Source organism: Isachenkonia alkalipeptolytica, from assembly GCF_009910325.1.
GTDB lineage: Bacteria > Bacillota > Clostridia > Peptostreptococcales > T1SED10-28 > Isachenkonia > Isachenkonia alkalipeptolytica.
Window position 1 is genome coordinate 1 of sequence record NZ_SUMG01000008.1, and the last position, 13,722, is coordinate 13,722.

Genomic DNA, 13,722 nt, shown 5'->3' on the forward strand with positions numbered 1-13,722 from the left:
TGGAAAAGGGCTTGTTGGTCCTTCCAAAGCTCAAAGGCGTAAAAATCAAGCAGCATCGGGAGATCCCGGAGGATTATACCCTGAAATCCGTAACCATTAGTCAAACACCATCGGGGAAATACTACGCAAGCATGCTGTATCAGTATGATCAAGAGATCAACATAGTGGAACCAAAGGTGTTTCTAGGATTGGATTATTCCATGAGAGAACTATTCGTTTCCTCCGAAGGGATTCCGGCTGCGTATCCAAGGTTTTACCATCAAGCCCTTATAAAGCTACAGAAGGAACAGCGAAAACTTTCTAAATGTCAAAGGGGAAGTCAAAATCGAAACAAGCAGCGCATCAAGGTAGCGAGACTCCATGAGAAAGTCCGAAATCAACGGAAAGACTTTTTGCACAAGTTATCACGGCAGATAACCAATGCGGCTGATCGCGTGTGCATCGAAGACCTGAACATGAAGGGGATGTCTAGAGCCCTTCACTTTGGCAAAAGCGTTTCCGATAATGGGTTTGGCCTCTTTGTCAGTATGCTGGATTACAAACTGAAGGATCAAGGAAAAGCAATCATCAAAATCGACAAATGGTTCCCAAGCTCTAAACTCTGCAGTGGTTGTGGTGAAAAGAAAGCAGAACTTCTCCTGTCAGAGCGGGTATACCACTGTGAAACGTGCGGGATGACCCTAGACCGGGATCATAATGCAAGTATCAATATCAAAAAAGAAGGAATGCGTATGACATTGGCATAACTTCTACATAAAACCGTGGGGCACACGGGGTTAGCTCGCTTATGCTGTAGCCGGTAGGCTACTCGAACGAGAAGCCCCCACTTCTATAAGTGGTGGGAGTATGTCACTCATTAGTATATTAAAGTGCTATAAAGGGAAAAAGAGCCGAAGGCGAGGAAAATCGAATCTATTGAATTTCAATCATGAAAGGTTTTGTTTGTGAGAAAACTTGGTGTACCGCGGCGACACTTTTGTAATTTTATCTTCCGACTTCTAGCTCAACCGGTTTACCACTTAGTGCTTTGATCAAGGTTTCTCGGTCAGCGCTAGAAACAGAGAAAGAAACTTTAAAAAGCAGCTTTCGTTTCAGTTTAATTTCAAAAACAGAAGTTTTTTTAGGGACCGTAATTTTTTGGATATTTTCCCAATAATAAAAATGTCCTTTGGCCCGAAGTCCTTTTTCATATACCCCATGAGGTTGAGGGATTAACTCCATAATAACCAGAGAAATAAAAAAAACTAGTGTGAGTAGATCTAACGCATCAAAATGGATGATAAGGATTAAAAAAACCAACACAAAAATTCCGTGGGAGATTAAGCGGGTACGTTTGGAAATATAAGGAGCGATAGGGGTTTCTAATACACCACCTTTTTTTGCATTAAAATAGCCTATGATTTTAGGACCCACATCTTTTCCTAATATAGTGATAATAACGATCAGTAGTACAGTATCCAATCCTGACATTTACAAGCCTCCTTTGATATAAAGGTTCAATCAAGCTTTACTGTATTTTACCATTAATAAAAAATCTTGCAAATAGTTTTATAATTGATAGAATTAAATAAAGAATACTCTATTTGAGGGGAAAAGGAAAGGTAGCAAAGAACCTTCTGAAATAGAAAATTAAATCAAATTAAGGAGAAAACTATGTATAGAGTGATTAAGGGAATTAAAAAGGTAATGTTCCACCGGGTGGCGTATCTGCTGGTCGCCTTTCTATTGCAGATTGCATTAATCATCGGTGTGCTGTTGGGCTTTCAAGCTTATTTTGTAGTTTTTTACGGGTTTAGTATCCTGTTGAGCATTGCTGTGGTTATCTGGGTTATCAATAAGAACATTCATCCGGAGTATAAACTGGTATGGGTAATCCCTATACTACTCTTTCCTATTTTTGGAGGGCTTTTTTATCTTATGATGGCACAGAACCGGATCAGTCGGAACGCTCGTCGGAAAATGGGGCATTTGATGGAAAAAAGTGGGGAAGTCTTGCCTAAAAATATGGAAATTCCTAAGAAAATGGATGAAACTAACCGCGATGCGGCAAACCAAATACGATATATCAATGATTTTGGATTGTATCCTCCTTATAAAAAGACTCAAACCTACTATTTAGAAACGGGAGAGAGAAAATTTGAAAAGCTCATAGAAAAGCTCCATGAAGCTGAAAAATTTATTTTTTTGGAGTATTTTATTATTGCTGAGGGGAAACTATGGAATAAAATATTAGATATTTTGAAACAAAAGGTAAAAGAAGGGGTGGATGTTCGAGTCATTTACGATGATGTAGGGTGTATGTTGACACTGCCGAAAAATTATCACTTGACCTTAGAAGCCATGGGCATAAAAACCTGCGTATTTAATCCGGTAATTCCAGTACTCTCTTCTTTGCATAATAACCGGGATCACAGAAAAATCGCAGTAATCGACGGGAAAGTTGCCTTTACCGGAGGGATCAATATCGGTGATGAATACATTAATGTATACGAAAAACATGGCCACTGGAAAGATTCCTCCGTTATGATCCAAGGGGAAGGCGTATGGAGTTTTACGGTGATGTTTTTAAGTCTATGGGATTATTTACGGGATGAGGTGGAAGGTTTTCTTCCCTTTAAGAATAAATATTCAAAAGAGGAACTACAAAAACTTGAAAAAGAACCGGGGGTTGTTCAGCCTTTTTTTGACAGCCCCTTGGATGGTGAAACCGTTGGAGAAAATGTGTATCTGAATCTGATTACCAAAGCAAAAAAGACGATTTGTATTACAACTCCTTACCTGATCCTCGATCACGGAATGCTTACAGCCATTACCAGTGCCGCAAAATCCGGTGTGGATGTTCGTATTATAACGCCCCATATCCCGGATAAATGGTATGTTCATAAGGTGACCAGATCGTATTATGGGATGTTAATTAATAGCGGTGTGAAAATATATGAGTATACTCCCGGATTTATTCATTCGAAAACCTTTATTGTGGACGATGAGTATGGGGTGGTGGGTACTATTAATATGGATTACCGAAGTCTTTACCTGCACTTTGAATGCGGAGTTTGGATGCATGAGGCTTCCTCCTTGGAAGCTATGAAAGCCGACTTCTTTGAAACCTTAGGGAAATGTCATCAAGTGGAGTTTAGAGAGGTTAGCGGAGCCTCTTGGCCGAGAGTACTAGGGCGTTCGGTTCTGCGGTTATTCTCTCCGTGGATGTAAAATTATGGATCTGAAGATTTTTAACAATCGTTAACAAATAGTAGATTGGAAAAGAATGAGTTAAAATATAGGAAATAATTCAAACATAGCAAAGGAGCATTTTTTTGAAAAAAGAAGAGCGTATGGCCTACTTACAAGAAAAGCTACAGCAGTGCAAGGAAGAAGTAGAATTATTGAAGCGGGAAAAGTTTGAATTAAAACATCAACAGATGGAAGCAGAGAAGCTTCAATTTCCTTGGGCTGGAAATCTAGGGCACTGGGAAATGGATCTGGTTAATCGAAAAGTTATAGCCAATCCCTTGAAAATCGAAGCCTTGGAGTATGATCCTAAAAAGGATCATTTTACCATTGAAGATTTTGTGGGGATGATTCATCCTGAAGATCGGGACCGGGCCTATCAGGATATGAAGGACCATCTAATCGGAAAAAAACCGGTGTACGAAACCGAGTATAAAATTGTAACCAGAACCGGAAAGATTAAGTGGTTCTATGACCGGGGAGTGATTATAAAAAGAACGGAAGACGGAAGCCCCCATACAGTTAAAGGTATTGTATTCGATATCACCGAACAGAAACTGGCGGAACAAAGACTTATTGAATCCGAAAGGGAATTGAAAAAAACTAATCAAATTAAAGATCAAATGATGAGGATTATGGCCCATGATTTAAAAAACTCCTTGGGAAATGTGGTCAATATTTTTGAGTTGATGCTCCAAGACCCGGAATTTTTCGAAGCAAAGGAGGAAGATGAAATCAAGCGGGAAGTATTTGAAGCTTCCCAGAACAGTATGACCCTGTTGGAGAATTTGCTGCATTGGGCTCATGTTCAACAAGGCACGATGAAACTTGAAAAAGAGGAAGTTCGAATTGCCGCCCTGTTTAAAAATATCTATGATATGTTTAAAATTCATGCAATGCAAAAGGGAATTGACTTGTGTATTGAACTTCCGGAGGACGAAGATCTGATCGCAATCGGAGACTTCAATATGCTAAGTACCGTGTTCCGGAATTTTACCAATAACGCACTGAAGTTCACGAATAAAGGTGGACGGATCACGCTTTCCGCTCATAAAAACCAGAACGGAGTTACAATACAGGTGGTTGATAACGGTACCGGTATGGGCGAGGATATGATTCAAAGAATCAAAAGAAAGGAATCTCAATCCAACACGGGAACCGAAAACGAAAAAGGGACAGGCCTCGGTTTGTTGATATCCAAAGATTTAATTGATGGGACCGATGCAAAGTGGATTATCGCAAGCGCTGAGGGCAAAGGAACGACCATGGGATTGAAAATCCCGAGCAAACCCTAACATTATCAAAAATTATTTAAAACAAGGTCTATCCCGAAAATAGGGGTAGGCTTTTTTGATGCAATTTTACCATTTTTCTGATTGACAGATTATTTTTCTGATGATATTATAGCGATAGGCGATATATAACGGTAAGCGATATATTTCGCAGCGATATATTAATAAGCATGCTAGAGGAGAATGATTGCAATGAAAAATGGCCAAACAAGAAATCTGACGGAACCGATGTATTATATTTTACTAATATTAACCAACCCCCATCACGGTTACGGAATCATGCAAAAAGTTCATACCTTTACCGAAGGAAGAGTGGAAATCGGAGCAGGAACCCTCTATAGCCTGCTCTCAAAGTTTACCGCCGAGAAGCTGATCCGAATCGATTCCGTGGGAGAACGTAAAAAAACTTATGTGATCACGGAAAAAGGGCGGGATGTTTTAGAAAAAGAATATCAACGACTACAACGGTTAGTACGGGATGGAGACCGAATATTAACAAGGGAGAGACAATCATGAAATCAAAAGAGAAGCGTAAACGGGTAGCTTGGAATATTTTTGAACTGGATTATAAAGCTATGGAAGTATACTTGGAAGATATGGCCCTACGGGGATGGATGTTAAAGGAAACCAATTTATTTTATGCAACCTTTGAAAGAACCGATCCGAAGAAAGTACATTTTACAGTAGATGTGTTTGAGATACCGAAATACAAAGGAGAAAAAGATCCGGTGGAAGCCAAGGAATACCGGGATTTATGTGAGGCGGCGGGCTGGAATTATATCGATGGTAAGGGGTATTTGCAATTTTTCTACAGTGAGGCTGAAAAACCTCCGAAGCCGATACAAACGGATCTTGAGACGGAGGCTCGGATCGTATCCACCTCTATTTGGAATCGCCGAGTAGCATCAGTCATTGTTTCGATATTAATACTGACATCCTTGCTTTTTTCTCATTTTCCCATAGGGCCTGAGAATCTAATGAATAATACCAATACATTACTGGCTCTGATGTTACCGTTGTTTTGGGTATATTTAATCGTGGTCCTGGTTTATTTAGTTCTGGTCCGTTATCAAATGCAAAAGAAAGTGGATCGCCAGGAAATCTTTGAGAGCAGAAATTATGGAAAAGCAAGAAAAAGAGCATGGTTCCTTGGGGTAATTCCCTTGTTTTTAGGGGTGTCTTTTGCCGCTGGAATGCTGGGAGACCTTCTCGGAGGCAATCAAGGCATAGTCATAGCCCTAGTAGGCACGCCGGTAATAATCTTAGCAACCCATTTAGCAAGCCGGTGGATTCAAAAGGATCAACAAATCAAAAATGACAACCTGTTATACAATGGGCTGACCATAGTTTTATTACTATTGATACTGATACTTCCACCGAGTATGATCATTGGCGAAAAAGGAAGAGGACAGGGACCGCTCCCGGAAAAATATCCGCTATTATCCGGAGGTCCCTGGGGAGACTTCGAAGAAGAAGCAGCTGAAGAATTTCGTTATTACACCCAAAGCAGTCTCTTGGTACCGGAATATTATGAGGTGCGATATCCTGTAAATCAACAGGAAGGGATTTATAATTACGCTTACTACCGAGCTATTAGTCCTGGGGTTGCTGAATATCTTTATGAACGACTTTTGGATGAAAGAGGACAAGACTTTCGAGAAGACCACCCCATAAACTCTCTTTGGGACGTGGAAAGGATCGGATTTATCGGAAGCCGTAATCACGTATTTATTCTTCAGGATGACAAAATTCTTCAGATTCGAGGGAATCTGGACTTTAGAGATGAAGAACTCATTGAGGATGTAGAACGCTTATTCTTTAGAAGTTCCCAACAAGAAGGAGTAATTGTGACCTCTCCTTAGCAAAAGCATCTTGGGTTCTGGAGCTATAAGCAATAAACAGGGAAGCACTGGTTTTGTTTTTACAATCTGCTGAGAGGTCTTAAGTTATCGTTACTGATTTATAGAAGATAATAGACATATAATGAAAAACTGTGTATACAAAAGATGTCAGGGTATGTACTACAAATGAAGTCATTAAATATTTTTGAAAAGAAAGTCTACCAGTGGACAAAAATAGAAACCATAAGGAGTGAAAACATGGGAAATATCGAGGTCAATAAAACCGCACCGGATTTTGAAGTGGAAGATTTTCATGGTCATACATTCAAGCTCTCTGAATTTAGAGGAGAAAAAAGTGTATTATTGGTATTGAATAGAGGATTTATGTGACCCTTTTGCCAAAAGCATATGATGCAGTTGCATCAAGATTACCGGAAGTTTCAAGAAAAGGACACAGCCATCGTGGCAGTTGGACCGGAAAAACCTGACAAGTTTAAGAGCTATTTTGAAGAGCATGATTTCAAATTTTATGGACTTCCGGATCCTGAGGGAAAGGTATTAAAACTATACGAACAGGAAATGAAAATCTTTAAGCTCGGGCGAATGCCTGCGCAAATGCTGATCAATAAAGAAGGAGTACTTCGCTATGTACATTATGGTCATTCCATGAAGGATATTCCCGATAACAAGGAAATTTTAGAGTTGATAGAGGATTAAGGACATGACTCTGAATTTATGGGAGGGGAGTACGAATGAGGAATTTGAACCTGGCTTTATTGGGATCCATTGTGATTTACTTAGGATCTTTAATATTGATAACCCCGTTAATCAATGGTTTAGGGTATGCCTCAACGGAAGTATCGGCGACCCACAGGTTATTGGTGACTCTGATTTTTTTGGTTATTTTTTGTACCATGTTGATTATAGAAGGCATTCGTGGGGAATAATCAGAATAATACATATTGCGGCATCTATAGATGCCGCAATTTTTTTATTTCCCATCCTCATCGGAATACTTGAAGTATTTAATAAAATAATAAATACCGACAAAAATGTAAACCAGTAGAAAAAGGCCAATAAAAGATAAACCGAATATCAAAATTGTTAGAAATCCTCCGACAAACTGAAGAAATAAACCATCGGTAGTAAAGTCCAAAGTATCCGCCAGCTCTGTAGTAAGAAATAGGAGCACAAAAACGATCAGCAGTATAATAAATCCCTTCTTGACTGCGCGAATCCCTTCTTTTCGTTTTCGGTTCTTAGGACTTGATTTCATGTCGATATCCCAGGCGCCTTTTGTTGAATCCCATCGTCCAAACCACCACATAGATGTTCCTCCATTAAAGTATTTGTTCCCGTTTTCCCGTCTGTATATTATCTTCTATAAAGCATTTAAAAAAACCTTTATTTCTATCAAATAATTTACTAATTTATACTTACAAATTCTTTTTGTTTGCGGTTTACTGAATAATTCTGTTATTAGAAGTTGTTTTATATAAAGGCTCTTGGTTCATTGTTTTATAATGCCGGTCGATAAAGATAACAAAAATCAAGTAAAAATGATTATCATTAATAATGCCGGGTATCATAGTAATGGTTATCAATTATTATCCCATGGTGGTGCATTCAAAGTTTAATGGCTTAAAACAAATTGTCATATTTTACCTTTGCAAGCCATCGGATAAAATCGAATATATTTTATAGGAGGAATGCTACAATGAAATTTAAATTACCGGAGTTAAGACACAGTTTTGATGCTTACGAACCTCACATTGATGCAAAAACCATGGAAATCCATCATGGAAAACACCACAACGGTTATGTGGAAAAACTGAATGCGGCCTTGGAAGTACAAAAAGATCTTGAATCCTGGGATATTCAGGATCTATTAAAGAATCTTGAGAAATTACCTAAGGATATTCAGACCGCAGTACGAAATAATGGAGGGGGTCATTACAACCACACCTTATTTTGGGCAATCCTTTCACCGGAGGAGGTAGAACCCGGTGAAGATTTTAAAAAGGCCATAGAAGATGCCTTCGGATCCATGGAGAATTTTAAAAATGACTTTAAAGATGCGGCGTTAAAGCGTTTTGGAAGCGGATGGGCTTGGCTGGTAATGGATCAAGGGGAATTGAAAATCACCAGTACTCCCAATCAAGACTCCCCGATTTCTAATGGGCAGATTGAACTTCTGGGCTTGGATGTTTGGGAACATGCCTATTATCTGAACTATCAAAATCGGAGACCGGACTACGTGGATGCTTTTTGGAATGTGGTGGACTGGTCCAGGGTTGAAAGTCGTTGGGAAAAGGCTAAATAAGAAACTATAAAAAGATAATTTTGATTAAAAATGCAGCATCGGAGCAAACTAAAGAAAAACACCCACAGAATGTTTACTTCATTCTTGTTGGTGTTTTTTTTGGGTTTGTTTATTTATTCAAACTCTTTTTCTTGTATAAGTTCCCCGGATCCATCATAACCTCGAATTACAATCGGATCGATTGCAACAGTGCTTACTTGATCCTCGGAGGGCCAATGGGCAAAATAAATATTTTCACCGAATGGTTCCATCATAACGGTAGAACCATCACTGCGTTTCACCTCGAGGGAGGTATCAGGATCCTTTGCATAGGCCCAAAGAACATAGTGCATCTCATTGTCTGCAAAATAGTAATGGACCGTTTCAAAGGCGATATTGTCATCTTTTTTGACGTTAAGATCTCCCAGCATAGAGCGCGGTGTATAGAATAATCCGTAGCGTTGATCGAGATGAAAAACGGCAATCCAGACGTCGTAAGCTGCAATGATGTAGCGGCCTTCAGGATTGTCCACAGTATGTAATTCCGTGGCAGGTCCAAAATGGATATATCTTTCAACATGACGGTAGGCGGACTCCCAGGTAAAGAAAAGCTGTTGTTGGCTAATAATAAATAGAAGTATGATTAGTAAGAGAAGAATCTGTAAAATTAATTTCTTCTTTTTATTCATAGGGATCCCTCCTTTCGGGAAGGGGTAGGTTAATTTCAAACGCTCGGTTATAACGATCGAATTCCAAGGTAAGAAACTCGGCTTCTTCCGCTATGTTTTTTAGAGGAAGTACTAAATCTTTCCGAAAAATCCGTGAACGATAAGGAATCGTAAGGTCGTAATAAGTGTTTCCTAAATTATCTTGAACGGAAGTGAAAAACAATCCTCGAATACGTGGAGGTCTAGTATAAGATAAGGTTTCAATAAGAATAAAAGCTTCGCCGTTATTTTGAATAACCGCACGGTCAAAATAGTAGGTTGTGGCATCCATTTCAATTTCTCGATCAATGGGAATTTCTGAAATCACAAGGTCTTCTTCTATTCCGATATCCCTCGTGCTATGAAATAACAATTCGCTGCTAAAAGAGATTAGCAAATGAAGAGCAAAAGCTCCGAAAACAATCAAAAGCCCCCGACTTACTAACAGTGCCCAGCCTAAGAAAGGGTTATGAACTTCGTTAAGTGCTTTGCCGATTTCACGAGGGTCTCCCATTTCTTCTAGAGTTATGAAAAGGGCTTCTTCTCTAGTCATCCTTTCTTCAATGATTAAATCCCGAATTTTATCTTCAAGATGATCACTGTATTCCTGTTCTATTTCTTTCTTTGCAGGGAAAAAACGAATTTCTCTTAATAGTTCTTTAATGAAATCGTTTATTTCAGGATCCTTAGTTTGCATTCATGTCCACCTCCCTAGCCGTAAGTATTCAAGGTTTTTCCATTGCCACCCGCAAGCACTTTCTGCACATTTTCAGAAAAGGACTTCCAGGCTTCGGTTTCCACTTCCAATTCCTCTAGACCGGATTTTGTGATCTTGTAATATTTGCGGTTTTTTCCCGTATCCCCTTTAGCTTGATAGGATTTTACATAGCCCTTAGCCTCCAAACGATGCAGTACGGGATAAAGGGTTCCTTCCTTAAACTGAAAAGCATTTTCCGATCGAAGTTCCAACTCCTTAATGATCTCATAGCCGTAGCGATCCTGCTCTTTGAGAAGGGATAACAGGAGCAGTACCGTGCTTCCTCCGATTAAACCTTTATCATATTTCATGATTTACCTCCTTTGGTTTATTACACAAAAAGAATAAGTTAATAAGATAGAAACATACATAGAGTATCTATGCTTAAATTATACATAGAAGAACTATGCAAGTCAAGATTTTCTGAAAATTAAAAAATAGTAGGTTTTTGCGGAGATTTTAGATACAATAATAATAAGAAAGCAGAAAATCTAAGTTTCAAATTGATTATCCAATTAAATAAAGGATATATATCCAAGTGAGAAAAAAATAATGGAGGCGTTAAAAATGAAATATAAAATGTTGCATACCTGCCTACGGGTGAAGGATCTGGAAAAATCCCTGGAGTTTTATACGAAGGCTTTAGGGTTAAAAGAAACCCGAAGAAAGGATTTTCCAGAGCATGAATTTACCTTGGTGTTTTTAGCCGATGAAGCTGAAAATCATGAAATTGAACTGACCTATAACTACAATCAGGAAAAGCCCTATACCATTGGAGATGGATTCAGTCATATGGCTCTATCCGTGGAGGATTTGGAAGCCTCCCAACGAAGACATAAGGAAATGGGTTATGAGGTGACGGAGCTAATGGGACTTCCCGGTTCACCTCCAAGGTATTATTTTCTCACGGACCCCGACGGATACGAAGTGGAGATTATTCGAAGGGCTTAAACAACCAAAGTTAGGAGGGTTCTGACCATGAATCATAAACAAAAAAAGGCCCCACCATCCATGGATGAATGGCTAAAGGAAGTAAAAAAAGGTCCTGAAGCCCATGAAGAAGGCATGTACCTGGTCCATAATGGAGTGGTTCGAAAAACTCCGAAGATTAAAGTACGACAGGGAATTGATGAGGGACGGATCATAAATAAACTGGAGTTTTCCTATGACTCGGAGAAAGTCTTGAAAGTAATAGAAGAGACAAAAGAACTTGAGGGGATCTTCCATGTAAAGGTTTGGTTAAATGAAGGGGTATTGGAAGTCGGTGACGACATTATGTTTGTTCTCATTGGAGGGGATATTCGACCGCGAGTGATTGATGCCCTGCAATTTGCCGTCGGAAAAATAAAAAATGAGTGCGTTACTGAAATCGAAATATCCGACTCAAAACATCAATAAGGTTAGTTGTAGATGGGTAAGTAGGAAAAGTTGTTTATTCGGAAGGATAAAGGAGGAATCACCTTGCTTTCAAGAGATGAAATGAAAGTTGATCAAAAACCTTATAGGGTGGATGGAAGTATTTACCAACGATTCCCCGTAACAAACCAGGCCTTTGCCATTGTCAGCACCCGAGATATGGGAGAGCCCAGCTATTTAGGTTTTCTTGAAAAAATGCATAAGAACCTGGGCACCCGTATGCAACAAGGAGATAAAGGCTTTTCTAGGGAAGAGAATGCCAGGGATTTAGGGGCAAATGCAATGAATTTGATACTGGGTTCCTATGGCTTTCCCAATCATCAGTTTTTGCAGTGGAAGTCTATGATTGTTCCGGAACATCTTTCGAAGATGCCGGTGGGTAATTCCTCCAAAGAGTTGACGGATATGGTGAAAAATACGGCAAAGCTATATGGATCAGATCTGACGGGAATTACGGAACTGGATGAAAAATGGATTTACTCCAAGGATATGGAAAAGCCTTTCATTATTATCGATGAAGGAGAGCCGGAGGAAAAGGAAGAGGGTTTTTATATTCCCAGATCCATGAACCGGGCAATTGTACTGGCTTTTTTGATGGATGAGGAGATGATTTATGAATCCCCGGAGCTAGACGCCAGTGTAGCTACTTCCTTCGGATATTCCAGGATGGGTATAACCGCAGTATCTTTAGCGGAATATATCCGGGCCTTAGGGTATCGGGCAATACCTTCCATGAATGATACGGCCTTAAGTATTCCTCTTGCCGTGGATGCAGGCCTTGGTCAATTGGGTCGACACGGTCTTTTGATTACACCAGAATATGGTTCCAACGTTCGACTGGCAAAAGTCCTTACGGACATGCCCTTGGAACCCGATCAGCCAATTGATTTCGGTATTACTGAGTTCTGCGAAAACTGTATTCTTTGTGCAGAACATTGTCCACCGGAAGCCATCACCCAGGGAGAGCAAACAATCGATTGTAACCAGATCACTGGAAACTCCGGAGTGAAAAAATGGTATATAAAGGGGGAGCGCTGTTTGAATTTTTGGCAAGAAAATGGAGCCAGTTGTGCAAATTGTATTGCCGTGTGTCCTTTCACTTATGGATTTGAATCCATGCAGTGTTTTGAATGCAAAGGCTGTGCAGAACGGGATCGGGGATGTATTCTACAAACGAATACTTTGTATAGAATAGAAAACGGCTATTTAAAACAGGAACGGTGGGCAGATCGTGGAGAAGTAATGATCCCGCGAAGACGGGGGCTATAAAAAAGAAACCTGGTAAAGGGTTTATAGAACCTTTTGCCGGGTCTAACTTTTGAAACTTTAAAATGAGGTAGTAAGCTTTGTAATCTGCTAAAATAACAATATGGTTTTGTCTCGTTTCTTAAGATGAAATAGAAAAGAGACTACCACTGTATCAGAAAGGACGTGAGGGATTCGGATATGACAAGACCAAAGGAAAATATTGATCCAAAAGTCGTAACCGCTTGGCGGCTAAATAGTTTTGTTTAATGAAGTAAAATAAATCATAAAACCTCCCTATAGGATATAAAATCTTGAAAGGGAGGTTTTATGATTTAAAAAACGGAGTAGTTGTTATTGATGACCTTCTACGGGAACGATGCAAATAAACTTTAACGTATCACTCCCGGTATTTTTAAACTGATGAAGCTTTTCAGCGGGAACAAAAGCATAGGAACCTGCTTTAATAGGGTTTTCCATACCATCTAGCAATAAGGTGCCGTTTCCTTGGATTACATAATTAATATGGGGCCAGGGATGGTTATGTTTCGGTGTGAAACCCTCGGGCTCCACTTCCATAATCCGCATCACATGATCTTCCCATCCTTCTTTGGGAGAAATTGCGACTTTCATAGTAGCATCTTTTACTTCCGGATGATTCATTTTTTTAGCTTCTAACTCATTAATATCTCCGATTGCCATAATTTCATCTCCTTCTCGATTATTAATTTAAGTCTTACCTTGCTCTATTTGTACCCGAAATTATCGGAAAAAATCTTATCGCGGATAATTCCATGGGATAACGTTTAAAAATTGTGGTATATATAAATGTAAGGCAATTTAAAAATATAAAATGTAATGTCAAGCAGTGTACTTAATTGAAAATCCAAGGGTAAGACGAGTCAACTTTTTTTGATGCATAGTAAAGCATAGT

Annotated in this window: 17 protein-coding genes and 1 pseudogene; 12 read left to right on the plus strand and 6 right to left on the minus strand. The window is 39.3% G+C overall.

Annotated elements, in window-relative coordinates; all coding sequences use genetic code 11:
• A partial coding sequence (locus tag ISALK_RS07895; protein WP_160720967.1) for an RNA-guided endonuclease InsQ/TnpB family protein occupies positions 1-746 on the plus strand: 746 nt, incomplete at its 5' end.
• A 238-nt stretch (positions 747-984) separates the two neighbouring features.
• On the opposite strand, the gene ISALK_RS07900 is transcribed toward ISALK_RS07895, so the two are convergent.
• Positions 985-1,470 (minus strand): hypothetical protein, encoded by a 486-nt coding sequence (locus ISALK_RS07900; RefSeq protein ID WP_160720969.1) that lies wholly within the window; start codon positions 1,468-1,470, stop codon positions 985-987.
• Positions 1,471-1,653: 183 nt separating this feature from the next.
• Here ISALK_RS07900 and cls point away from each other — a divergent pair, with 183 nt between their 5' ends.
• The 7 genes and pseudogenes from cls (at position 1,654) to ISALK_RS07930 (ending at position 7,308) form a co-directional block, all read left to right on the plus strand.
• Positions 1,654-3,210 (plus strand): cardiolipin synthase, encoded by a 1,557-nt coding sequence (gene cls / locus ISALK_RS07905; RefSeq protein ID WP_160720971.1) that lies wholly within the window; start codon positions 1,654-1,656, stop codon positions 3,208-3,210.
• A 104-nt stretch (positions 3,211-3,314) separates the two neighbouring features.
• The gene (locus tag ISALK_RS07910) at positions 3,315-4,523 is read left to right on the plus strand and encodes a PAS domain-containing sensor histidine kinase (RefSeq protein ID WP_160720973.1); all 1,209 of its coding nucleotides are present in this window, start codon (positions 3,315-3,317) and stop codon (positions 4,521-4,523) included.
• Positions 4,524-4,712: 189 nt separating this feature from the next.
• Positions 4,713-5,036 (plus strand): PadR family transcriptional regulator, encoded by a 324-nt coding sequence (locus ISALK_RS07915; RefSeq protein ID WP_160720975.1) that lies wholly within the window; start codon positions 4,713-4,715, stop codon positions 5,034-5,036.
• Positions 5,033-6,382, plus strand: coding sequence for a DUF2812 domain-containing protein (locus tag ISALK_RS07920; protein ID WP_160720977.1), 1,350 nt, complete (start codon positions 5,033-5,035; stop codon positions 6,380-6,382). The genes ISALK_RS07915 and ISALK_RS07920 overlap by 4 nt, the downstream gene beginning before the upstream one ends.
• Before the next feature lie 237 nt (positions 6,383-6,619).
• Complete coding sequence (locus ISALK_RS15075) at positions 6,620-6,751, plus strand: thioredoxin domain-containing protein (protein WP_236660325.1); 132 nt, start codon at positions 6,620-6,622, stop codon at positions 6,749-6,751.
• Between the two features lie 12 nt (positions 6,752-6,763).
• Positions 6,764-7,078, plus strand: a pseudogene (locus ISALK_RS07925) (peroxiredoxin family protein); the annotation flags it as partial.
• Between the two features lie 35 nt (positions 7,079-7,113).
• Positions 7,114-7,308, plus strand: coding sequence for a hypothetical protein (locus ISALK_RS07930; protein WP_160720981.1), 195 nt, complete (start codon positions 7,114-7,116; stop codon positions 7,306-7,308).
• A 44-nt stretch (positions 7,309-7,352) separates the two neighbouring features.
• Here ISALK_RS07930 and ISALK_RS07935 read toward each other — a convergent pair whose 3' ends face one another.
• Positions 7,353-7,688, minus strand: a complete 336-nt coding sequence (locus ISALK_RS07935; RefSeq protein ID WP_160720983.1) for a hypothetical protein — start codon at positions 7,686-7,688, stop codon at positions 7,353-7,355.
• Between the two features lie 390 nt (positions 7,689-8,078).
• Between ISALK_RS07935 and ISALK_RS07940 the strand changes: the two genes are divergently transcribed.
• Entirely contained in the window at positions 8,079-8,684 is a 606-nt protein-coding gene (locus ISALK_RS07940; protein WP_160720985.1) for a superoxide dismutase, read from the plus strand.
• 113 nt (positions 8,685-8,797) lie between these two features.
• Here the strand turns inward: ISALK_RS07940 and ISALK_RS07945 are convergent, their stop codons facing one another.
• Genes ISALK_RS07945 through ISALK_RS07955 form a run of 3 tightly spaced genes read right to left on the minus strand, consistent with a single transcriptional unit; the run spans position 8,798 to position 10,438 of the window.
• Positions 8,798-9,352, minus strand: coding sequence for a hypothetical protein (locus tag ISALK_RS07945; protein ID WP_160720987.1), 555 nt, complete (start codon positions 9,350-9,352; stop codon positions 8,798-8,800).
• Positions 9,345-10,067, minus strand: a complete 723-nt coding sequence (locus tag ISALK_RS07950; protein WP_160720989.1) for a permease prefix domain 1-containing protein — start codon at positions 10,065-10,067, stop codon at positions 9,345-9,347. Before ISALK_RS07950 ends, ISALK_RS07945 begins: the two co-directional genes overlap by 8 nt.
• A gap of 14 nt (positions 10,068-10,081) precedes the next feature.
• A complete protein-coding gene (locus ISALK_RS07955) occupies positions 10,082-10,438 on the minus strand; it encodes a PadR family transcriptional regulator (protein WP_160720991.1) in 357 nt (118 codons plus the stop codon).
• A 256-nt stretch (positions 10,439-10,694) separates the two neighbouring features.
• Between ISALK_RS07955 and gloA the strand changes: the two genes are divergently transcribed.
• From gloA to ISALK_RS07970, 3 genes are all read left to right on the plus strand, one after another.
• Complete coding sequence (gene gloA, locus ISALK_RS07960) at positions 10,695-11,078, plus strand: lactoylglutathione lyase (protein WP_160720993.1); 384 nt, start codon at positions 10,695-10,697, stop codon at positions 11,076-11,078.
• A 27-nt stretch (positions 11,079-11,105) separates the two neighbouring features.
• The gene (locus ISALK_RS07965) at positions 11,106-11,525 is read left to right on the plus strand and encodes a molybdenum cofactor biosynthesis protein MoaE (protein ID WP_160720997.1); all 420 of its coding nucleotides are present in this window, start codon (positions 11,106-11,108) and stop codon (positions 11,523-11,525) included.
• A 63-nt stretch (positions 11,526-11,588) separates the two neighbouring features.
• Complete coding sequence (locus tag ISALK_RS07970) at positions 11,589-12,812, plus strand: reductive dehalogenase (RefSeq protein WP_160721000.1); 1,224 nt, start codon at positions 11,589-11,591, stop codon at positions 12,810-12,812.
• A 330-nt stretch (positions 12,813-13,142) separates the two neighbouring features.
• Here ISALK_RS07970 and ISALK_RS07975 read toward each other — a convergent pair whose 3' ends face one another.
• Positions 13,143-13,490, minus strand: coding sequence for a cupin domain-containing protein (locus ISALK_RS07975; RefSeq protein WP_160721002.1), 348 nt, complete (start codon positions 13,488-13,490; stop codon positions 13,143-13,145).
• Positions 13,491-13,722: the final 232 nt, after the last annotated feature.

Excerpts from the sequence above, each read along its gene's own strand:
- ISALK_RS07920 (WP_160720977.1), top strand. The coding sequence starts at position 5,033 with ATGAAATCAAAAGAGAAGCGTAAACGGGTAGCTTGGAATATTTTTGAA.
- ISALK_RS15075 (WP_236660325.1), top strand. The coding sequence starts at position 6,620 with ATGGGAAATATCGAGGTCAATAAAACCGCACCGGATTTTGAAGTGGAA.
- gloA (WP_160720993.1), top strand. The coding sequence starts at position 10,695 with ATGAAATATAAAATGTTGCATACCTGCCTACGGGTGAAGGATCTGGAA.
- ISALK_RS07935 (WP_160720983.1), bottom strand. The coding sequence starts at position 7,688 with ATGTGGTGGTTTGGACGATGGGATTCAACAAAAGGCGCCTGGGATATC.
- ISALK_RS07945 (WP_160720987.1), bottom strand. The coding sequence starts at position 9,352 with ATGAATAAAAAGAAGAAATTAATTTTACAGATTCTTCTCTTACTAATC.
- ISALK_RS07940 (WP_160720985.1), top strand. The coding sequence starts at position 8,079 with ATGAAATTTAAATTACCGGAGTTAAGACACAGTTTTGATGCTTACGAA.
- ISALK_RS07900 (WP_160720969.1), bottom strand. The coding sequence starts at position 1,470 with ATGTCAGGATTGGATACTGTACTACTGATCGTTATTATCACTATATTA.
- ISALK_RS07950 (WP_160720989.1), bottom strand. The coding sequence starts at position 10,067 with ATGCAAACTAAGGATCCTGAAATAAACGATTTCATTAAAGAACTATTA.
- ISALK_RS07965 (WP_160720997.1), top strand. The coding sequence starts at position 11,106 with ATGAATCATAAACAAAAAAAGGCCCCACCATCCATGGATGAATGGCTA.
- ISALK_RS07930 (WP_160720981.1), top strand. The coding sequence starts at position 7,114 with ATGAGGAATTTGAACCTGGCTTTATTGGGATCCATTGTGATTTACTTA.
- cls (WP_160720971.1), top strand. The coding sequence starts at position 1,654 with ATGTATAGAGTGATTAAGGGAATTAAAAAGGTAATGTTCCACCGGGTG.
- ISALK_RS07955 (WP_160720991.1), bottom strand. The coding sequence starts at position 10,438 with ATGAAATATGATAAAGGTTTAATCGGAGGAAGCACGGTACTGCTCCTG.
- ISALK_RS07915 (WP_160720975.1), top strand. The coding sequence starts at position 4,713 with ATGAAAAATGGCCAAACAAGAAATCTGACGGAACCGATGTATTATATT.
- ISALK_RS07975 (WP_160721002.1), bottom strand. The coding sequence starts at position 13,490 with ATGGCAATCGGAGATATTAATGAGTTAGAAGCTAAAAAAATGAATCAT.